The 21596-nt window shown below is 44.2% G+C and carries 20 protein-coding genes; 6 read left to right on the forward strand and 14 right to left on the reverse strand.

Annotated features, from left to right (window positions below; all coding sequences use genetic code 11):
• Window positions 1-20 precede the first annotated feature (20 nt).
• Window positions 21-377, forward strand: a complete 357-nt coding sequence (locus tag DVG78_RS21890; protein ID WP_114068187.1) for a hypothetical protein — start codon at window positions 21-23, stop codon at window positions 375-377.
• A 25-nt stretch (window positions 378-402) separates the two neighbouring features.
• Here DVG78_RS21890 and DVG78_RS21895 read toward each other — a convergent pair whose 3' ends face one another.
• The 4 genes from DVG78_RS21895 to DVG78_RS21910 form a co-directional block, all read right to left on the reverse strand.
• Entirely contained in the window at window positions 403-1665 is a 1263-nt protein-coding gene (locus DVG78_RS21895) for an O-antigen ligase family protein (RefSeq protein WP_114463174.1), read from the reverse strand.
• A gap of 63 nt (window positions 1666-1728) precedes the next feature.
• Window positions 1729-2865, reverse strand: a complete 1137-nt coding sequence (locus DVG78_RS21900) for a glycosyltransferase family 4 protein (protein WP_114463175.1) — start codon at window positions 2863-2865, stop codon at window positions 1729-1731.
• Between the two features lie 3 nt (window positions 2866-2868).
• A complete protein-coding gene (locus DVG78_RS21905) occupies window positions 2869-3630 on the reverse strand; it encodes a class I SAM-dependent methyltransferase (RefSeq protein WP_114463176.1) in 762 nt (253 codons plus the stop codon).
• Between the two features lie 151 nt (window positions 3631-3781).
• Complete coding sequence (locus tag DVG78_RS21910; RefSeq protein ID WP_114463177.1) at window positions 3782-4828, reverse strand: glycosyltransferase; 1047 nt, start codon at window positions 4826-4828, stop codon at window positions 3782-3784.
• Window positions 4829-4983: 155 nt separating this feature from the next.
• Between DVG78_RS21910 and DVG78_RS21915 the strand changes: the two genes are divergently transcribed.
• Complete coding sequence (locus DVG78_RS21915) at window positions 4984-6276, forward strand: acetylxylan esterase (RefSeq protein ID WP_114463178.1); 1293 nt, start codon at window positions 4984-4986, stop codon at window positions 6274-6276.
• Window positions 6277-6324: 48 nt separating this feature from the next.
• On the opposite strand, the gene DVG78_RS21920 is transcribed toward DVG78_RS21915, so the two are convergent.
• The 6 genes from DVG78_RS21920 to DVG78_RS21945 all read right to left on the reverse strand — a co-directional run bounded on the left by DVG78_RS21920 (window position 6325) and on the right by DVG78_RS21945 (window position 11926).
• Window positions 6325-6558, reverse strand: a complete 234-nt coding sequence (locus DVG78_RS21920) for a PspC domain-containing protein (protein ID WP_114463179.1) — start codon at window positions 6556-6558, stop codon at window positions 6325-6327.
• A gap of 156 nt (window positions 6559-6714) precedes the next feature.
• Complete coding sequence (locus tag DVG78_RS21925; protein WP_114463180.1) at window positions 6715-7710, reverse strand: phosphotriesterase family protein; 996 nt, start codon at window positions 7708-7710, stop codon at window positions 6715-6717.
• A gap of 15 nt (window positions 7711-7725) precedes the next feature.
• The gene (locus tag DVG78_RS21930; protein WP_158550073.1) at window positions 7726-8796 is read right to left on the reverse strand and encodes a GRAS family protein; all 1071 of its coding nucleotides are present in this window, start codon (window positions 8794-8796) and stop codon (window positions 7726-7728) included.
• A gap of 9 nt (window positions 8797-8805) precedes the next feature.
• Window positions 8806-9141, reverse strand: coding sequence for a DUF5615 family PIN-like protein (locus DVG78_RS21935; protein WP_114463181.1), 336 nt, complete (start codon window positions 9139-9141; stop codon window positions 8806-8808).
• The gene (locus tag DVG78_RS21940; protein ID WP_114463232.1) at window positions 9141-9368 is read right to left on the reverse strand and encodes a DUF433 domain-containing protein; all 228 of its coding nucleotides are present in this window, start codon (window positions 9366-9368) and stop codon (window positions 9141-9143) included. Before DVG78_RS21940 ends, DVG78_RS21935 begins: the two co-directional genes overlap by 1 nt.
• A 155-nt stretch (window positions 9369-9523) precedes the next feature.
• Entirely contained in the window at window positions 9524-11926 is a 2403-nt protein-coding gene (locus tag DVG78_RS21945; RefSeq protein WP_114463182.1) for a 3-hydroxyacyl-CoA dehydrogenase/enoyl-CoA hydratase family protein, read from the reverse strand.
• 285 nt (window positions 11927-12211) lie between these two features.
• Between DVG78_RS21945 and prfA the strand changes: the two genes are divergently transcribed.
• From prfA to DVG78_RS21960, 3 genes are all read left to right on the forward strand, one after another.
• Window positions 12212-13288, forward strand: coding sequence for a peptide chain release factor 1 (prfA, locus tag DVG78_RS21950; RefSeq protein WP_114463183.1), 1077 nt, complete (start codon window positions 12212-12214; stop codon window positions 13286-13288).
• Between the two features lie 85 nt (window positions 13289-13373).
• The gene (locus DVG78_RS21955) at window positions 13374-13802 is read left to right on the forward strand and encodes a (4Fe-4S)-binding protein (RefSeq protein ID WP_114463184.1); all 429 of its coding nucleotides are present in this window, start codon (window positions 13374-13376) and stop codon (window positions 13800-13802) included.
• Window positions 13803-13896: 94 nt separating this feature from the next.
• Window positions 13897-15021, forward strand: a complete 1125-nt coding sequence (locus tag DVG78_RS21960; RefSeq protein ID WP_114463185.1) for an acyltransferase family protein — start codon at window positions 13897-13899, stop codon at window positions 15019-15021.
• A gap of 58 nt (window positions 15022-15079) precedes the next feature.
• Here the strand turns inward: DVG78_RS21960 and DVG78_RS21965 are convergent, their stop codons facing one another.
• Entirely contained in the window at window positions 15080-16852 is a 1773-nt protein-coding gene (locus DVG78_RS21965) for a VRR-NUC domain-containing protein (RefSeq protein ID WP_114463186.1), read from the reverse strand.
• A gap of 163 nt (window positions 16853-17015) precedes the next feature.
• On the opposite strand from DVG78_RS21965, the gene DVG78_RS21970 reads away from it, so the two are divergent.
• The gene (locus tag DVG78_RS21970) at window positions 17016-18581 is read left to right on the forward strand and encodes an OmpA family protein (protein ID WP_114463233.1); all 1566 of its coding nucleotides are present in this window, start codon (window positions 17016-17018) and stop codon (window positions 18579-18581) included.
• Window positions 18582-18636: 55 nt separating this feature from the next.
• Here DVG78_RS21970 and DVG78_RS21975 read toward each other — a convergent pair whose 3' ends face one another.
• The 3 genes from DVG78_RS21975 to DVG78_RS21985 form a co-directional block, all read right to left on the reverse strand.
• A complete protein-coding gene (locus DVG78_RS21975; protein ID WP_114068200.1) occupies window positions 18637-19041 on the reverse strand; it encodes an Hsp20/alpha crystallin family protein in 405 nt (134 codons plus the stop codon).
• A gap of 83 nt (window positions 19042-19124) precedes the next feature.
• Window positions 19125-19640 carry a uridine kinase family protein gene (locus tag DVG78_RS21980; RefSeq protein WP_114463187.1) on the reverse strand — a complete coding sequence of 172 codons (516 nt, stop codon included), beginning with the start codon at window positions 19638-19640 and terminating at the stop codon, window positions 19125-19127.
• A gap of 136 nt (window positions 19641-19776) precedes the next feature.
• Complete coding sequence (locus DVG78_RS21985) at window positions 19777-21570, reverse strand: acyl-CoA dehydrogenase (RefSeq protein ID WP_114463188.1); 1794 nt, start codon at window positions 21568-21570, stop codon at window positions 19777-19779.
• Window positions 21571-21596 lie beyond the last annotated feature (26 nt).

Raw genomic sequence — 21596 nt, forward strand, 5'->3', positions numbered from 1 at the left:
ACTTTAAACCAATAAACTTTATGGACGAACAATTGAAGTCTGCCGCAGAACAAGCCAAAGCGAAAGCGCAAGAATTAGCGGCTGAAGCACAAGAAAAATTTGAGGAAATAAAAGGTGAAATCACCGAAAAACTACAAAGTGTTGACGTAGAAGCGCTGAAAGCGCAGGCCTCCGCCAAAGCCGAAGAAATGAAAGCAGAAGCAACCGAAGCCTTTGCCGAAGCGAAAGTAAAAGCGGGAGAGTTGGCCGTGGAAGCACAGGAAAAGTTTGAAGACCTGAAAGAAGAAGCTGAAGAAGCCATTGAAAAAGCCACTGGCTTCATCAAAGGTCTTTTCAGCAGCGATGAAGAAGGCGAAGCAAAAGAAGAAAAGAAATAATTGAGCGCAGGCTGTAAACAACCCATCAATTGGGGTTTGCGGCCTGCATCTTTTTCTTTTTGGAAATATTCATTTCAGCTACGGAAAACTGAAGGGAAGAAAGGTGAATATAGTAAAATAAAAAGGTCATCCAGGGGAAAAACAAAAACTGCCCAGCATTAAGATTAGACTCAAAGTACGGAATCACCATCAGCGCAGGCAGAAAAATAAAGGATTGACTATCAAACCGTACGTACTTCAAGAGGGCATTGAGCGCAAAAAAAACAATAAAGCACAAAAAAGAAAAAATCCCTCCCGAAAACAGAATTTCTAAGTACGAATTATGCGATGCCAAGTCGGTTCGTATTCCTGCATAAAACTGGAGCCCCGCCCGAAAACTGTCAAATCCAAAGCCCGTAAAAAGCACTTCTGGATTGTTTATAAATATCCCCAAAGCCTGTTCGGCCAATTTAAACCGTACTTCTCCTTTCTGCTTTCTAATATCTGCGTACTGCGCCCGCAAGTTTACTACCGAGTCTGGACTAGCGATGATATAATAGGCAAACCCAAGAATACATAGGGTGGCTGCTACTTTCAGATAAATGGAAATTTGTTTGCTGCGCAACACCAACACCAGCGTAGAGAGCGCCAAAGCGGCAAAACTGCTCCGCGAACCCGTCAAGACAATGGCCCAAAGTGCTAAAAAAACCACTAAAAAAAATAGGTTGCGGGCCCATTTAGCCATGGGTCGATTGGCAAACAAATCAAAACCCATGACAATGAATATTGTACACCCCCATCCGATTACGTTTGCCTTGTAAGAGCCGATAGATTGCCCATATATATTTTCAGATTGAAAAGCCACGCCTGTGACGAGCATTACAAGCACGGGATAGAAATAGGCCAAGCTAAAAATCTGTAATAATTTGATTTTGGCTTCGTCTTTGGAATAATGGGCAAAAAGATAGACGATGAAGTAGTTGGTGTAAATTAAAAAGGGTATCCAAGCCACGATACGTTCAAAACTGCGCAAAAAATCAACACTAAACGGTAAAACAACCAAATTTAAAAACAGAAATAAGTACAATACCCAGTTCTTCTTTTTATCGAAGATGTACTTTATTTCACCTTGAGCTAGTATAATACCCGCCAAGGAAAAAACAACTAAACCCGTTCGAAAGAGTTTGGCCGCCTGAAAGTCATCTCCCCTCAGGCTGTACCCAAATACCACTAAAAATACATTGAGAAAATACAAAACAAGATGCCAGTCCCAATGCTGTTGATTCCGAAACAGATTACGCCAGTGCATTAGTTTACAGTTTACAGTTCACCGTTTATCAAAAATCCATTCGAGCGCACGGCGGCCAACCGACTATCGTTTACGGGTTACCGATTCAAGCATTTCCACAAAATTGCGTAACATTTCGTCTTTTGAAAACTTTTGGATAAAACTCAGGCCATTTTCCGCTTTTTGGACGCGCAACTCGGGCATTTGAATGCACTCCGTTATGGCATCGGCCAATGCTTGGCTGTTTCCAGATTCTACCAACCATCCGTTGTTTCCATCGTCTAATACTTCGGGAATACCTCCCACCGACGTACTTATGACCGATATTCCGTGGGCCAATGCCTCAATATTGGCCACCCCAAACGCCTCGGTATAGGAAGGTACACAAAAAATATCGTAGGTACTCATGTACTCAAATACTCGCTCCTGAGGTTGTGGGCCTACATAATCAAGCGTTATATTGGAAATCCCAACAAAAAGAGACCGTAAATGCGGTTCAAATGGAGGCTCTGGCCCCACGACGGTCAATCGAAATTGATATTCTGTTATTTTTTGAAGAGCCTGCACCAGCATTGGCAGATTGCCAACCAAATAATCTGCCTTAACAAACAATACGTTGATGATTGCTCCAAAAGCGCGTTGCGGGTTAAATTTCAGTCCATCCAACGGAATGCATTTATACAAACGCCTTACTTTGGCTTCGGGTAGGTGATACGTATTGATGAGGCGTTGTTTTAAAAATTCTGAATTGGCAATCACAAGCTGATGCTTAACGGCCGAGAGCTTTTCAAATTGCTGAAACGTAAATCGTTTTAGCCACAAAGGCGTGAATTCTGCATTTTCCCACGTCGCCAGCATATTCTTCTCGTCGTTGATCATCCCCACTGTGGGTTTTGGCGACACTAAACTTGCCCATGTACCATTAAACGAGTTAATGAAAACCAGTACATCAAAATCGTATCGCTCTTCGATTTTTTTTATCTGGCGATAATAGATAAACCAGCGCAAAATCTGCCCTAATGGCCTGAGCAAACGGGGAATGTTGAGCGAGACTTTATACACATAAGGCACATCCTTCAGGCGTTGTTGCGAAACATCTTCCGTTAAAATCCTGATTTCGTGTTGCGGAAACAACCTATTGATTTCGGGTATGATATTGGCAAATCTTACTGGGCCGTTGGTAATATTTTCAAAGGCGTTGGTGCAAAAAAGTATTTTCATCCTTTACTTTCTGGCGATGTAGATTTTCTCATTAGGAGAGATTCCATACCGCTTGTTATCTATCTGTTGAGCATATGTATCATCCTCTATTTCAAAGCCTTGAGCGCACAGCCGGTCGGCATAATCAGCCCCGTAGTACCAGCGTTGGTCATGACCATGATACAAGCCCAGTTTCTCTTCTTTCGTCAAACTCGTATCTGAAAACGAAAAGGGCTGCTTATAATTGATGGGGTCATGGAAAATAGCGTATCCCCTAGGTTTGAGCACCCTATACACTTCCCTCATCGCCTTGGTATCATCAGGCACCATGACTAACACACCGATGGCGATGACCACGTCAAAAGTACTGTCTTCAAATGGAATATCATCAATTGACATCACACAATCAGGCTTGTCAGTAATACTGTTGGTAAATGACGTCATGTTATCGGCCGTAAGATAGTCGATATATTGATTCCCTTTAACAGTCATAGACAAGCAAGTATCGGGCGCAAAATGCAGTACTTTTTTGAGAGGTGCATCATAAAAACCCAGTCGGTCGCGTAACGTAAGATAAGCGTACCGATGCCGTTCGAGCGATTTACAGCTCGGACAGTAGGCATTCTGCCGGTAGCGAAAAGGCATAAATGCCTTATAATGATTTTCGCAAATAGGGCATTCTACGGTGTCTCCCATTCGGTATGGAATACTCCGTACCTGTAAGCGCACATTGCGCAAATGGTTCATAAAAACTTGACTGACAATTAATTGAGCGTAGGGTTTCATGTATAGGCATACGATAAGGTAACAACGAAATTTTATGGCAGTGGTGTGGTCAAGCAACTAACATTTGCAGTACAGCGATGTAGTAGCATTATCCAAATCAAAGAACATTTTCTTTCGTAGTCTTTCTATTTTTGGCGCGTACTTACTGTTTTTACGCTTCAAAAATCCTTACAATGTCCCGATAATTTGTTGTATCAGCTATTTCAAAGTTTTGTTTGCCAATCGCCGAAAGATCAATCTTTTGGGAAATTTTAAGGCGTTCTGTTAATGGGTAAAATGTATTATCGAATAATAATTCTGACTGATGGCCCAACAATCGAAGTGTACCCTCAGTTCGTAATGTAATAATAGGTTTTCCAAATGACATGGCCAAATCGATGGTGCCCGAATGATCAATTCTTACAAAGGGCAAGACGACAACATCAGCCGCATTGAAAAAATATTGAACGTCTTCATCTTCGATAAAGCGATGATGCCAATGAATGGTTGGTTGATTGTTGCTTTCGGCTAATAATGATTCCCAATAATCATCATCGTAACTTTTTCCAGCAATAACAAGACAAGTATTTGAAGAGTCCAACGCTGAATAGGCTTTCAATAACTGATGAAGACCCTTGTAAGGCTTTATTTCTCCAAAGAACAAAAATACAAAAACCTCTCTATTTACTCCTAACTTTTCACGACTTTCAGCTTGGGTTGACTCATTGGGGTAATACGTATGATACGGTAAATCCTGAATTACCGAAACAACCTCAGGTTTCAATCCAAACCGACGAATCGCCTGTTGTTTAGTTGTTTCCGAATAAACCCTGATAGAATCGCATCGACGTAAAAAAAAGCGATAAACGCGTTTTTCCAAACCTAACCAAATCCCCGCGTGGTTTTGTAGATTATGCAATGTATGTACGATTCTGACCCGTTGGATAGATTTTGCCCACAGGATTTCGGCTATGAAGACCAGCGATTTTATCCAACTCCAAAGCAATGATTTACCAATAATAAAGCTATGGACCCAATCATAATAGAGCACCTCGGGGTGGTGTGTTTTCAGGGCTTGAAAGGTGCTGCCCAATGTATATTTCTTACCAACGGTCACTGTCATTCCGTGTTTTCGTAGATACCGCACCAATTCGTATTGAAAAGGATTTTCAGCACCCGCATCGGGCAAAACAACGACTTTGGGTAAAGCAGAAGACAATGGAAAGTGGTTTTAAAAAATTCGGAACGACAAAAATACAAATTGTGCTTAGAAATGTACAGATAAACGCTTTTGTATATTTACATTGTCTGTGGAAAGCTCCCATTTAGAAAGTCCCATGGCGCTCCCGCAAAATCTTTCAACCCCCTTATTCAATGAAAAAAACAGCGAACATTCTTTTCTTCGTCTTGAGCTTTTCGGTTGCTTTTGCCCAACCAGTAGAGAAACTGTACAAAGTCGTAGTCGCTCCCGACCATTTTGACTGGAACTACAAATCGGGCGAAAATGTAAAGTTTACCATTTCAGTCTTACAAAATGGCAACCTCGTCAAAAACGCCCGTGTACGTTATGAAATAGGGCCTGAAAAAATGGAACCCACCAAAAAGGAGACCATTACGCTCCCCAGCGGCAGCATTACGCTTGACGGTGGAACAATGAAAACGGGGGGATTTCTGCGCTGTATCGCCATTGCCGAAATCGACGGTAAAGAATACCGAAACCTCGCCACGGCGGGCTTCGACCCTCTCACCATTCAACCTACAGTAGAGAACCCCGCTGATTTTGACACTTTCTGGCAAACAGCAAAGGCAGACTTAGCCAAGATACCGATGGATGCCAAAATGACCCTGCTGCCCGAACGCTGCACCGAAACAGTCAATGTGTATCACCTCAATTTGCAGAATTTTCGCAATGGTACCCGTTTGTACGGCATTTTGTGTGTACCCAAAAAAGAAGGAAAATACCCGGCGCTTTTACATGTTCCCGGGGCGGGCGTTCGTGCCTACGGCGGTGATATTGCCAACGCCGCCAAAGGCATCATTACCCTGCAAATCGGCATTCACGGTGTTCCGGTTACAATGGACCCTTCGAACTATCTTGATTTAGGAGCCGGCGCTTTAAACGGCTACATGAATTACGGCTCCGACGACCGTGACCGTTTTTATTACAAGCGAGTATATTTGGGCTGTGTTCGGGCCAATGATTTTCTGACGAGTTTGCCCCAATACGACGGCAGTAATCTGGCCGTAACGGGCGGAAGCCAAGGCGGAGCCCTTTCTATCATTACGGCAGCACTCGACCCTCGGGTCAAATGGCTGGGGGCTTTTTACCCTGCACTCTCAGATGTAACGGGTTATTTGAAAGGCCGGGCGGGCGGCTGGCCGCATTATTTTGACAAAAATGCGCTGGCCTACAATAATAAACCCGAAAAAATCACCACACTCGGCTACTACGATGTGGTCAATTTTGCGCGTCGGGTAAAAGTACCTGGCTATTATTCGTGGGGCTTCAACGATGAAACTTGCCCTCCTACCTCCATGTATGCTTCCTACAATGTCATTTCGGCTCCAAAAGAATTGTATCTAGCGCTCGAAACTGGCCATTGGACATATCCTGAGCAACATGAAAAAATGACGGGCTGGCTGGTCAAGAAATTGAGCAATAAATAAACAAAAAGCCGAGTGAACACTCGGCTTTTTGTTTGGTTTTCAGGCTGTTTACACTTGATTAACTTCGAACGTACCATTCCTGCTTTGACGAACTCCTTTAGGCATGATGGCCCAGAGGATGATGTAAAAAACAATAACGGGTACGTGAACAAAAGCGAAAAAAGACGCTATCCACAAAATACGCATTAAGGTAGTATCTATTCCAAAATAGTCGGCTAAACCGGCTGCTACACCACCTATTTTACTTTCTGAAGGGATTCGATGCAATTGTTTCGTTGTCATGGCTTTATGTATTAAATGTTTTTAAGGCTGTATTTGTTTTTTTTGGCTGTTATGTTGAATCAAAGGTACTATGCATTACCAAGTAATCAAAACCGATTTGGACCAATGGTTTCAGCATTTGCCAAACGGTTATTTTTAGGGAAGAATAAAGTGAAATTATTGTTTTCTAACCCGAATTTGAAAAGCCTCGGCAGGGTTACGGATCAGCAGTTGGTCAAAATCATCTTGCGTAAAGCCTTTTTGGCGTAGAATAGGAAATACTTTTTCAAAAATGGCGGTAAAACCCACAAAATTTCCACCATTCGTTTCGCCAGGTTTGTACCAACCAGCGTCGTGAGAAATAAGAACACGGTGCAGCAAACGATTGGATTTAAGAAGGTCTATCCAAGAAGCGTAGTTTTCAAAATCGCCCCAGCCCATGCCGTCAAGGCTTACCCAAGCGCCCAGCTGCGCTGCTTTTGTGTACAAATTTTTATTGGACTCGCCCTGCGCATGAACCCACACAAAAGCGCTCGGGTGTACGCCCATGCGCTGCAATTCCTCCATTTCTTCAAAAGCCGCCAATGCGGGACCAGTATGCGAGCAAACGGTCAGGCCAGTTCGCAGATGAGTTAGACTTGCCGCACGTACCAATTTTCGATGTAGTTCGGAGAGCGGCCCAGGATTTACGCCTATTTTTATAAATCCGGGACGAACATCGGTGCCGTCAATACCTTTTTCAAATTCAGCGACCCAACGGTCGGCCAGTTGTTCGGCGGTTTCGGTAAACGCCCATTTTGGTAAATATTTATTGTCAACTGCCCCATAATAACCCGTATTGGTCAAGATTTGAAGGCCGCTCTTTTGCGCGGCCAATTGCAGCAAATGCACATCACGACCCAGGAAAGCGGGGGTACAATCCAAAAGCGTTTTTACGCCCTGCTTTTTTACTTCCAATAAATAAGGCAATACCACTTTTAGAACATCTTCCCGATTCCAGCGGTCAGCACTGATTTTATCCGCTCCGATAAAATCCACGAGAAGGTGTTCATGAATAAGCGTCCTACCCATTTTTTGCGGACGAATTGCGCCATTTACCGTGATAATTTGCTCTTTTTTTTGCAAAAAAGGGGCGACAGAGGCGGTCAACAAGAACTGGCGACGTGTAAGCATAAGAGTGTATTGAAGTTAGGGTGTTGCCAAAAACACATTTGTAATCTCCTCGTCTTTGAAAACAACCGCGTAACGTTCCGTCAAATCAGTACGCAGGATGGCTCCGTTCATTTTCTGTACATCATACGAAGTTAACAGTTTTCCCAACGTAAAGCCTGTTGTTTTAAATAACTCCAACCATTGGTGCGTGGCGTACTGTTTTTCTACGCGAACGTCTTCGGTATAGCCCAATACATCGTCTATCTCTCGACTAAAAAATAGTTTCAACGCTGCCTTTTCTTTATTGGTAATATCCAGACTGTCAATCACTTCAAATACCAGTCCGTAGTGAGTAACAGCATTATGAAAGCGAGTGGCATAGTGCGGCTCAAAGTGATCGGAAACTGGTTCAGACAACACAAAAGCCTTGGGCGCTAAGTCGCGAATGTACCCAAAAACCGCTTCACGCTGTGCCGCCTGTTGGATATGGTGCAGTGCAAAAGACGCATTGACCACTAGAGCATCGTAATGAGTCGGCAACAATGCCCGTATTTCAGCTAACATCATTTTCTCAACAAATCCAATAAATGAAGTGAAGCTTACCTGAAAAGGGAGCTGCAATTCCGCAAAATTCTTTTCTGCCGCTTGAATGGCTTCGGCAAAAGGTTCAATCCCCACTACCGTTATCTGCTTCACCCGACAATCAGGCTGTTGTGCCAATAACTGAAGCACATTGACAATCTGCATTCCGGTTCCGATGCCAATGTCCAAAAGAACGGGATTTTGTACATTATTTAAGCTTTCCACCAACAACGCATTGGCGCACTTTTGCGTAAGAGCCGCCAAAGGCAGCTGTTGAATCAGTAATTCAAACAGCCGAATCTGTGGAATTTCAAATTGTTGGACATAAATATGCTCATTCGACTGCCCACCCGCGACGTGTTTACGCATGGCTTTGGCCAACACATACCCAAACATCGCCTCCGAATCGTCGAGATTTTCAAGACATTGTTGATAGATTGCTTCCAACTCCACTTTATCGGCTTCGGTGAGTTGGTCGGGAAGGCGTTGGGCGAGGGATTGGAGTTGGGGAAGATGAGTATACATGGCGGCCAATTAGAAAATTTCTAAAATTCCATATTCTTGCGAAGCCCATAATTGTTCGATATCATCTTTATGAAGAATCAACAAATCGGCCAATTGATTAGTACTTTGGTTGCCCGTTCTTAATAAGACGACTTTTGGAGGAAAACCATAAAGACTGGATAAGTGATAAAAATCTTCGTCATTAGAGACAATCATATATTGATTTTGTCTTGACCAATTCCAAATAGCAATATCTTCGGCTGGAGTTGGCAACTCTGTTTTAGTTACATGCAGACAGTTTTGGTATATGCCTTCCAACTTTTTGATAATAAGATAGGAAAGATTGGCATCAAATAAGAGTCTCATTAGGCCGCAATCAATCTGGTACGCCTTTCAATATCCGCAGCAAAAGCTAATGCAGCTCGAATGTGTTCCTCTTTAAGTTCTGGAAAATCGGCCAAAATTTCCTCAAAAGACATCTCGGAAGCTAACCAGACCAAGATATCCTGAATCGTTATCCGCGTGCCCTTGATACAGGGCTTTCCAAAACGAATGTTAGGATTAATGCTTATGTATTGCTGATAATTTGTCATTGCCGTAAAAGAAAGGATTGTATCAAAGTTAACCATAGTCCTTGATTAGACAAAATCAATAAGAAAAAGCCACGACGCAAATGCATCATGGCTCTACAAAACTATTTATGTAGTGTCAAACATTCCAAATTTTTGAAAACTTGGAATGTTTCAGATTAATTCCTCGGCGGCTTGCCTCCAGTCAGCAGCCCCTGCATCCGCGCCATGGTTTTCTTCTCACCCGTAAGCGATAAAAAGGCTTCGCGCTCCAGATCAAGCAAATACTGCTCGGTAACATTTTGAGGGTAACTCAAATCTCCACCGCAGATAACGTACGCCAATTTATCCGCAATCTTGGCATCATGCTCGGTGATGTAATTGGCCATGCGCATACTGCCGATACCTGCTTTAAACAACGCAATTCCCGTTTTTCCCTGCACTTTGATGTCGGTGCGGTGCTTGGGTTGGGTATAACCATTCTCGGCTAGGTCAATAGCCGCCTGTTTCGCTTCAGCAATCAGGCGGCTGCGGTTCAGCACAATCTGGTCGCGGTCGGCTTTGATGTAGTTCATTTCTACCGCTTCCTGCGCCGAAGTGGAAACTTTGGCTTGGGCAATATTCATGAACGCCGATTGCAGAATATTCAATTCAGGGTCGCCCGCTTGATACAAATCCGAACAACGCAACGCCATTTCTTTGGTACCACCGCCGGCAGGAATCAAACCAACGCCCAATTCCACCAACCCCATGTAGGTTTCGGCATGGGCTACTACTTTATCTGCGTGTAAGTTCAATTCGCAACCACCGCCCAATGCCAACGAATGTGCGGCCGTCACTACCGGAATCGAAGAATACCGCGCCCGCATCATGGTTTGCTGAAATTGGGCAATCATCATGTTGATTTCTTCATAATCCTGCTCAATGGCAAACATGAATAACATGGCCAAATTGGCTCCTGCCGAAAACGCTTCATTGGAATCATTTCCTACTACCAATCCGCGAAAATCTTTTTCCGCTACGGCGTAGGCACGATTGAGACCTTCCACTACTTCGGCGCCGAAGGTGTTCATTTTAGAATGGAACTCTACCCCCGCAATGCCATCGCCCAAGTCATAAATGGAAGCCCCAGCATTTTTCCAGATGATATTTTGTGATTTATTTTCGAGAATAATAAACGCCTCCTGCCCCGGAATGGCCTTGTACGACTGCGAAGGAATGTCGTAGTATAGTTTTTGTCCGTTTTGTAATTTGTAAAAACTTTCGTTGCCCGCCGCCAGCATATCATAGACCCACTGTGCCGGCTTGGCGTCGAGCGATTCCATAATTTCAACCATTTTTTGTACACCAATGGCATCCCAAGTAGCAAAAAGGCCCATTTCCCAGCCAAATCCTGCACAAATAGCTTGGTCGATGCGGTAAAGTTCATCCGAAATTTCAGGAATGCGGTTGGATGCATAGCGAAATCCACTCGCAAAAGTCCGACGATAAAATTCACCTGCTTTATCGGTGCCTTTAAGCAATACACAAAAACGTTTTTTGAGGTCGTCAATGGTCTTGGTCCCTTCCAATGTAGCAAATTTCACCTTCACGGAAGGCTTGTATTCCAACGTAGCGAGGTCGAGCGCCAAAATGACGGTTTTGCCCTTTTCGTCTTTTGTTTTCTTGTAAAAACCCTGTCCCGTTTTATCACCCAGCCATTTGTTTTCCATGAGTTTAGCCATAATGGGTGGCAATTCAAACGCCGCGCGCGACTCATCATGCGGCATCTGTACGAGATTGTTGCACACGTTGACCGTCGTATCCAAACCCACTACATCCGACAAACGGAAGGTGCCCGATTTTGGACGTCCTACCACTGGCCCAGTCAATTTATCAACTTCCTCTACTGTCAGACCCATTTCAGCGGCAATACGAATCGTTTCGACCAAGGCATGAATACCAAGTCGATTGGCAATAAAGCCAGGCGTATCTTTGCAGAGTACGGTCGTTTTTCCTAAAAACAAATCACCGTAATGCAGCAGAAAATCAAGAATTTGAGTTTCAGTTTTTGGTCCGGGAATGACTTCAAACAAACGCAGATAACGCGGAGGATTGAAGAAGTGCGTTCCGCAAAAATGCTGTTGAAAATCATCACTGCGCCCTTCCGACATCAAATGAATCGGAATCCCAGACGTGTTGGATGTAATGAGGGTTCCGGGTTTGCGCAAGGCATCTACTTTTTCAAACAACGACCGTTTAATGTCTAGCCGCTCCACAATTGCTTCCAATACCCAGTCGTAATTTTTGATTTCGGCCAGATTATCATCAAAATTCCCGAGTTTGACCCGACTTGCAAATTTAGGGCTGTATAAAGATGCTGGTGTGGATTTCAAGGTATTTTGAAATGCCTCATTGACTATGCGATTGCGCACGGCAGGATGCTCTAAAGTCAGCCCTTTGGCTTGTTCGGCGGCGTTAAGTTCTTTGGGAACAATGTCTAACAACAATACCTCTACGCCAATATTAGCAAAGTGGCACGCAATGCGCGACCCCATAATGCCCGAGCCTAATACGGCTACTTTTTTAATGCTGCGGTTCATTTATGTATCTATTTCAATTAGTAAATGTATAATCGGATGAATTTTGCCCTTCAAAAGTAAAAAAAAAAAGTATGCAAGCATACCATTATTAAAAATTGTCTCTCAAAAAAGTCTAAAAAATTAAGATTTAGATGATAGAGCGTTTGCGAGATGCATGGGCCAAGCTAAAGTCCAGCGTCTGTGGGGCAAATTCCATCCAACTATGGAGTTTAAATCGTAACTTTGCGGTTTGAATCCGTTAGTACTCATGCAAGTTATCGGATAACGATTAACCATTAATGACCAATGTTAGAACAGTTAGAGGCCATAAAAGAGCGTTTTGATGAAATTGCACAGCGAATTGTGCAACCTGAAGCCATGGCTGATCAAAAACGCTTCTCAAAATTAAGCAAAGAGTATAAAGACCTGGACAAGATTGTTCAGAAATATCAAGCCTACAAAAAAGTATTGAGCGATATTGACGGAGCGAAGGACTTGGTTGCAACGGAGAGTGACGAAGACATGCGTGACATGGCCAAAGCGGAACTTATTGAGCTTCAGCCACAAGCCGATGAACTTGAAGCAACGCTCAAAGAAATGCTCATCCCCAAAGACCCCAACGACAGCCACAACGTAATCCTCGAAATCAGAGGCGGGACTGGCGGCGACGAAGCGGCGATTTTTGCGGGAGACCTATTCCGGATGTACCAGCGTTTTTGCGACCGCATGGGCTGGAAAATGGAACTCATGGACTTCACAGAAGGAAGTACAGGGGGGTATAAAGAAATCATTGCGAGTGTGACCGGCGAAGACGTCTACGGAAAGCTCAAATTTGAATCAGGCGTACACCGCGTACAACGCGTTCCGGTCACAGAATCGCAGGGGCGTGTACACACCTCGGCAGCTACCGTGGCCGTGATGCCCGAAGTGGAAGATGTAGAAGAAGTGGAAATCAACCCTGCCGACATCGAAATCATCACATCCCGTTCGGGAGGTGCTGGTGGTCAGAACGTTAACAAAGTAGAAACCAAAGTACAGTTAACCCACAAACCAACGGGCATTGTGGTGGTGTGTCAGGTAGAGCGTAGTCAGCACGGAAACCGCGAGCGCGCCATGAATATGCTGCGTTCAAAACTATACGAAATGGAGTTGAAGAAACAAAACGACGCGGTATCTTCACAACGTAAAAGTCTGGTAGGCAGCGGCGACCGTTCGGACAAAATCAGAACGTACAATTATCCCCAAAGCCGCGTGACAGACCACCGTATCGGTTATACGGTATATAATTTACCAACCGTGATGGATGGTGAAATCGGCGATTTTATTGAACAGCTGCGGATTGCCGAAAATGCCGAGCGCATGAAAGAAGGAATGCCAGCCTAATCGTTGAATTTTTAGATTTAGGAGGATTTAGTTAGATTTGTTTTTAACACAACCCAATATCCTCTAAACTCTATCGCCAACGAAAATGGAAAAGCAGATTACCAAAAAATACGATAATGGTGAAGTGACGGTCGTGTGGCAACCCCACATGTGCATTCACTCCACCGTTTGTTTTAAAGGACTACCCACAGTTTTTGACCCTCGCAAGCGCCCGTGGGTTACCCCTGAAGGCGGCACTACTGAAGCCATTGTAGAGCAGATAAAAAAATGTCCTTCGGGAGCGCTATCTTATTTTATGAACAATGAAATAGAAGGCCCCGTAGAACTGGAAGGCGATACAGTAGTGGAAATTTTGTCTAACGGACCTTTGTTGGTATACGGCAATTTGAAAGTGAAAGATACCGCAGGCAATGAAACTAAAAAATCGCAGGTAACGGCTTTTTGCCGCTGCGGCCATTCTGGAAACAAGCCCTATTGCGATGGTTCACATGTAAAGGTAAAATTTGAAGGATAACGCCGATAGTACATCATCCCCGCTTTTGAGTAAAGTTAAATAACCGTTCCTTCAAACTTTATCTAAATACTCACTACTCATCTCCCCTTAACCTATGAGTCAACCCTCTACCGATACCCGGCCGCATCGGCTATTGTCTTTGGACGCCCTGCGCGGTTTTGATATGTTTTGGATTACTGGCGGCGAAGAAATCTTTCACCTTTTAGCCAAAGCTACTGGCTGGTCGGTGGCCATTGTGATGGCGGAGCAACTCTCCCACCCCGATTGGAACGGTTTTCGCGCCTACGATCTTATTTTCCCTTTGTTTCTTTTCCTATCAGGAGTTTCGGCTCCTTATTCGTTGGGCACTCGTCTTGAACGCGGGGATGACAAAGGAAAAATGCTGCGTAAAGTAATTCAACGGGGTTTGACCTTGGTTATTTTGGGAATTATCTACAACAATGGTCTACAAATCAGACCTTTGGAAGACATGCGTTTCCCGAGCGTATTGGCACGCATTGGTCTGGCAGGAATGTTTGCCCAAATCATTTATCTGTATACAAGTACCCGAACCCAATACATCTGGTTTGTAAGTCTACTGCTGGGGTATTGGGCTTTTGTCATGTTGGTTCCTGTGCCCGGATGCGGTGCCGGTCTTATGACCATGGAGTGTAATCCCGTCAGCTATCTCGACCGTTTAATTATCCCTGGCCATCTGCACAAAGATATTCACGACCCAGAAGGGCTTATTTCTACGGTGCCCGCCATTGCAACGGGTTTATTGGGGATTTTTGCGGGAAATTTACTCCGTGCCGACGAACGCTCCACGTCTCGTACCCAAAAAGTATTGTTTTTGTTTGTAGCTGGCATTCTTTTTCTGATTATCGGAAAACTCTGGGATTATGTTTTTCCCATCAATAAAAACCTGTGGACCAGCTCGTTTGTGATGACGGTGGGCGGCTGGAGCCTCATTCTTTTATCCATTTTTTACTGGCTCATCGACGTACAGGGGTGGAATCGCTACGCTTGGGTATTGGCGGTTATCGGCATGAACTCCATTTTGATTTACATGGCACAACACTTTATTGATTTTGAACATACATCCGAACGTCTCTTTCGGGGTATTGTCAAGTATTTTTCTGAACCCTACCAAAAAGTGTTCTACGCCATTGGGTATGTCATCGTGGAATGGCTGATGCTCTGGTTCCTGTATAAGAAGAAGGTGTTTTTGAAGGTGTAACCTCACCCACTCGCTTCGCTCGCCCCCTCTTCTTATCCAAGGAGAGGGGGCTTGTTATTTAAATGGCTTGATGATTTGTAGACGCAGTTGGCATTTCCCATTCGACTCGTAAAACCCTTGCTTTTACGCCTAAATCAGCCATGAAATGCATCCAGTGGAGTTGTTGGGAAGATAAATGGTCGGTAGGAGATTTTACTTCGATGAGTTCCAAACCCTTTTCATCCCAAACCATCAAATCTGGAAAACCACGTGTATTTTCGCGGAGGTTGGTTGCCATTTCGAGCAAAATTGCCCTTAGTTGCATCGGTGTTAAATTCAGCGCCATGAGTTTTACCAATTCCAACAATACTTCGTTCCAATCTACCAATACGTTGGCAATTCCGAATTTTTCGATGAAGGTGCTTTCCAATATCTCCGCCACTTTTTCGGAGGTTTCCAACTCCGACAACCGTTGCCGAATTTGTGCAACACGCTTGCGGTAAAAGTCAGGTTGGTAAAAATCAGAAGGCATTCGTTGCAACGGATGGTGAATGGCCTGAACGTTGGTATCGTAGATAATGTCCCAGAAAATAAGCCCAAACAGTCCCCGCCAAGGGTAATTTTCGGCATGAACCGCTACCCGACCGTTATTGATAAAGTACTCCACCACCCCCTGTTCTACCCGATATTTAAAATCAATCGAAATCTGTACACTTTCAGAATCCTGCAAAAACCGCGTCACACTTTTCTTTACTCGCTTCTTGGCATTGGCTATTTTTTCCTGAAAATCTAGCGCAAAAAAGCGCTCGTCGGCATTTTGAGGGTCTTGGGCAATGGCTTCGCAGAGAGCAATGGCTTCTTCCAAATATCCCATGCGGTGCAGCAATCGCACCCGTCGCTCCCGCGAAGGAATATGGTCGGTCAGTTGGTAGACCGTCAGGGCTTGCTCGGGCAATTTTTGCCGCTCCAAATACACCCCAATCCGATTAATCAATTTTATGTATCCCGGTTGCGCAACTTCTCCCAGCGTATGAATCGACGCCTGCCAGTTCATAAACCAATCAAAAATTTCCTCAGGCGGGGTTGTGGCCTCCTGCATTTCGTAGAATTGCTCCGCCATTAGCGATACCATGAGTTTATCTTCGGCATCTTGGCGCGTAGGAAACCGCGCGGTGTAGGCATCGTCGCGGTAGCGTTCAAAGTTTACTTTGCCCAAATCACGTACCACAAACTCCGTCATATCGGCGTATCGATTGCCGAAAAACAGGAATTTTAACATCATTACTTCCACCTCAAACCCTACTTTAATGACCGTTTCGGTAAATGCGTCTGACGGTTTTAAACGTCCGACGCCCAGTCCGTCGGACGCATTTACCGAATTGATTTGATCTACCAACAAACCAAACGTATAAGTATGATTCAAATAGCGAATCAAGTCAGGTTTTTTGAGGGGTTTGAGCGAGAGTTCAGTGGGCGGGGCCAGCTTAATCCATTCTTCTTTGGTAAATAAATTGAGGATTTCCAGCGCATAGGATTCATGCTGGGCGCTCAATTCTTTGATAAAACCTTTGTCTTCCAACTCATACAAAGCGGCAGGAATATCTTCTATTTCGTTGTATTTCAGCTTACTCGTCCGAAAAAATAACCCACGCCGATTGCTAAAACGCACAAACAGACATTGCGCATCTTCGGATAACGCCCGAAAACCTCGAATAAACTCTTTTTCGTCGCTGTTTAGAATATCACCATACAGCCTTTCCACAAACGTCACCAAAAACTGGAAATAATCAAGATAGTATTTGGGGGGCAGTTCGGTAGGTGCCGCAGGTTCACGTGAGGGGATTGATTCCATATAAAGTACGTTCAGCTTTTTGGGAAAAACACAGGGCCGCTACCCATCAAAAGGGAAGTTTTACAGTAAAAACAATTTGAATATCAATTTTATCCGCAAATTCGTTAAAATGGTACGAAATTCGCTTTTTGCGGTGATGTTATTCCCTAACTTTTCATTTGTGATGAATCCAAAGCTAACGGCCTTTTATTATTTACTAATCCAATCATTTTTCTATTCTTTCATTGCCTTTAGCCAGCCAAAGGTAGAAAATCTGGGCAATTCTGTTAATTCTGAATACAATGAAATCAATCCCGTTATCTCTCCAGACGGTAAAACATTGTTTTTTGCGCGGGTAAGCCATCCTCAAAATGCGCATGGATTGGAAGGAAGCCAAGATATTTGGTTTTCTGAACTCGCTAATAATCAATGGGGTTTGGCTCGTCGCATGACTCCGCCCATTAACAAGGAAGAATACAATTGCGCTTACAGCATCACCCCCGACGGAAATACATTACTTATCATGGGTGCTTATGAGAAAGGCGCTTACCAAACACGTGGTTTTTCGTTTAGCAAACGTACAGCCAACGGCTGGTCGGCACCTCAAAAACTCGCCATTGCTGGTCTTGAAGGAATGAGTAAAGGGGAGTACATGTGCGGATTTTTGTCAAACGACGGTAAAACGCTGGTGATGGCCTTTAGTGAGAAAAAGAAGAGTACCAAAGATGATATCTACGTAAGCTTTCAGCAAAAAAACGGCACATGGACCAAGCCCACGAGTTTGGGCCTTGACGTAAATACCGACGATTTTACCGAAACCACGCCTTTTTTAGCCGCAGATGGGGCCACCTTGTATTTTTCGAGCGACCGAACTGGCGGACAGGGGAGCAATGACATTTATTACACCAAACGAATTGACAAAACGTGGAAAGTTTGGTCTAAGCCCGTCAATTTAGGCCCAGCCATCAACACCGATGGCTATGACGCGTATTACACCATTGCCGCTGCGGGCGATTATGCCTACATGGTCTCCAAAAAGAATACACTCGGCAAAGGAGATATTGTAAAAATCAAGATTAAATCCGATGAGCCCAGTAAGCCTTCCATTGTGCCCGCACCCGATCCCGTGGTGTTGTTGAGCGGAAAAGTATTGGACACCAAAACAGGAAAACCCATTGACGCACGCATCATTTATGAAAACCTGGCCGACGGTACCGAAGTAGGCACCGCACAAACCGACCCCCGAACGGGCGAATATAAAATTGTGTTGCCCAAAGGGATTAAATATGGCGTACGAGCCGTTGCGAAAGACTTTATTGCCGAAGCACAAAACATTGACTTAACGAATGTAACTGATTATAAAGAAGTTGCAGGGACAAATCTAAAATTGGTCCCCATCGAAATCAACGCCGTCGGAGTTTTGAATAATTTGTTTTTTGATACCGGTAAGGCCGAGATACGCTCCGAATCTAATCCTGAATTGGACCGAATGGTGCTGACATTCAATGAAAACCCAGGATTAGTGTTGGAAATAGGTGGCCACACCGACAATGTAGGAAGCGATGCCTCTAACATCAAGCTCTCTCAAGACCGCGCTGACTCCGTGAGAGAGTATTTTATTGGAAAAGGAATTGAGCCCGACCGCGTGCAAAGCAAAGGCTACGGAGAATCAAAACCCAAAGCATCCAACGATACGGACGAAGGCAAACAAATCAACCGTCGGGTAGAATTTAAGATTTTGAAGAAATAACATCCACGTCAACTAACTACGAAAGATAACTCGTAGTTAATTGACAATGAACACCTTACTCAATATCTACGTCAATGTGTCGACGGAAGTTACGCGTCGGATGATTATAGGGTAATGTTATGTTAAGTTCACGGGTTGACTGCTCATAATGCGCCACGATTTTGTCAACATTGACGTCGTTAGGCAAAAATAAATTGCCCAGCGTACGTGCAGTTTGCAGGTTATCCATCCCGTCGGGGCGGTCTGCAAAGAGGGGTAATAAATGATATACCCACAAACGATTGTTCAGCACATCTACCTGAAAACTATCGGGGCCTAGACCAGCCGCTTTGATTCGTACTTCATACCCTTTTTCGTCTTGAGTGATGGCTAAATCAGGTTCACTCATTCCACCATTGGTCGTATTAGCGTAATCTATTGCGGTCAGAATTTCTTGCGGAATTTGAATTTTTGCTTTCATTTTGCTATTTGGCTAGTTGATTTTAAATTCTCAAACAGCGTACCAAGACTTATTTTATGACAAAATGACTATTTATTGTAAAATCATTTGTCAAAATGGCGCAAAAATTCCTCTATTTCCCCCATTTGATACGGTTTTTCCCCATCAATGACCATCAGATTCTTTAACTTTTGGGGAGGTTGACCATATTTCAAAAAGCTTTCCCAAATATGATTGATATACCAAACTGGCTCTTCGCCCCAACGTGTGTCCGCGGCCTTACGAATACGAAACGTTTCTTCTGAAATGTGGGTAAAAAAGCAAAAATCATACAACGCATTCAAATCATCATCAGCAAATGCTAAAATCCCTTCGATAACCAGTACCTCAAAATCCTGATGCAAAAATGCAGTAGCTTTCCTTAATAACTCAAAATCAATGGATTCTGGTGTTTCCCAATCTGTACGGTCACGAATGAGGGGAATGTCGTGAAGAATTTTAACGAAATCGTCTTGGTGCAGCGCTATTGCCCGTTTGTTTTCAGCACGAAAATGCCAAACCAATGTTTCAGCAAACGTCGTTTTTCCAGATCGGCTACGTCCGCCAATGCCAATAATCATGGTAGGTGATGAGTGAGGGTTCAGGCGCAAACATAAACCCAAACTCCCTTATAAACAACAAATCCCGACAAATGTCAGGACTGTTGCTTCGGTTTTTAGTTGATGATAAAATTTTTTGGGTATAAACCCCATATCGTTACAAAATCACCTCTTTTTCGGTGGCAATTGTCAATACTTCATTGTCTTTTAAACGTACGGCCAATCCAAGCGTTTTGGGGACTTCATAATGGAAGAAAAACTTCATTGTGTGAATTTTTCCTTCGTAAAACGCCAGCTCTTCTCCATCAGGATTTTGCGTAACAATAGTACGTTGTGCCACAACGGCCTGCTTCAGCCACTGCCACGCCACCGTACTAATACCAAACATTTCCATGTATAGGGTCGCATCCATCAAAAATCGCTCAATATCGCCTTGCATTGCATACGGCATCAAGGCCATCGTTACTTCCTGCAAACGAGCCAATTCAGCTTTCAATTTTTGGGCGTAAGGTTTTAGGTTTTCGTGGGTTTCTGCTTCAGCAATGGTTTTGGCCACTTCCCCAAAAAGATATTGCGCAGGTTTACCACCTTTCATGGTCATCTTACGACCAAGCAAATCTTGCGACTGAATGCCAGTGGTTCCTTCATAAATCGGCGTGATACGAATGTCGCGGTAAAGCTGTTCCAACGGAAAATCTTCCGTAAAACCATATCCTCCCAGTACTTGTAGTCCATTGCTTACCGCCACCAAACCCATTTCGGTCGGGTAGGTTTTTGCGACAGGTGTCAGCAATTCAAGCATCAAATGGTATTTTTCCTTCTCTTCGGGATCTTCACTCGCATGGGCAATGTCGGCACAGCGGGCAGTTTCCATCAAAAGTGATAGCGAACCTTCCACGATTGCCTTCTGCAACAGCAACATTCGTTTTACATCCGGGTGTTGAATGATTGGAATTTGAGGGCTATCCAAGGCCGACTTTTCATTCAATCGACGGCTTTGGGGACGCTCTTTGGCGTATTGCAACGAAGCGCCATACGCCGCCGAAGCAATTGCCACGCCCGTCATTCCTACACCGATGCGGGCTTCGTTCATCATCTGAAACATGTAATTAAGCCCTCGGTGCGGTTCACCCACCAGCCAACCGTGGCAATCATCGCGGTCACCCATAGTCAGGTGCATAGCTGGAACACCCCGTTGACCTAATTTATGATAGATTCCTGTAGAAGTTACGTCATTTTCGGTGCCATCGAGGCGGTATTTGGGTACTATAAAAAGAGAAATGCCTTTGGTACCTTTGGGCGCACCGTCAATCCGCGCCAACATCAGGTGAATGATATTTTCGCACTGATCGTGATCACCAGCCGAAATAAAAACCTTTTGGCCTTTGATTCGGTAAGAGCCATCTGCCTGCGGCGTAGCTGAGGTTGTAATATCAGATAATGAACTTCCAGCTTGGGGTTCGGTCAGGGCCATCGTGCCTTGCCATTTTCCGCCCAGCATTTTTTCTACGTAGGTTTGTTTTAATTCTTCGGAAGCAAATGAAGCAATCAGCCGGGCCGCTCCCGACGTGAGGCCAGTGTACATCATGCCGTTGTTAGCTGCCATTAAAATAAACCCAAGAATGGAATTGACAATTTCGGGCAATTGCTGGCCACCGTCTTCAAAAGAAAAGCCCGTTCCAATCAGTCCCGCGTCGCCCATTGCTTTGAGGTATTCGCCTACTTTGGGGTGTACAGTCACTTTGCCATTTTTCAGTTCTGGCTGGTTTCGGTCCAAATCACGAAAATGCGGAAACATGATAGTATCGCCTATCTGGGTTACGGCATCAATCGTCATGTCAAACGTTTCGCGGTCATGCGCGTTGTAGTAGGGGTAGTGCGTTAACTCGGTAGCATTAAATACTTCGTAGAGAAGAAAATTAAGGTTACGACGGCTATAGTACTGGGCCATTGACAGTTAAGCATTTAGAAGATTTA

The organism is Runella aurantiaca, from assembly GCF_003339505.1.
Classification (GTDB): domain Bacteria; phylum Bacteroidota; class Bacteroidia; order Cytophagales; family Spirosomataceae; genus Runella; species Runella aurantiaca.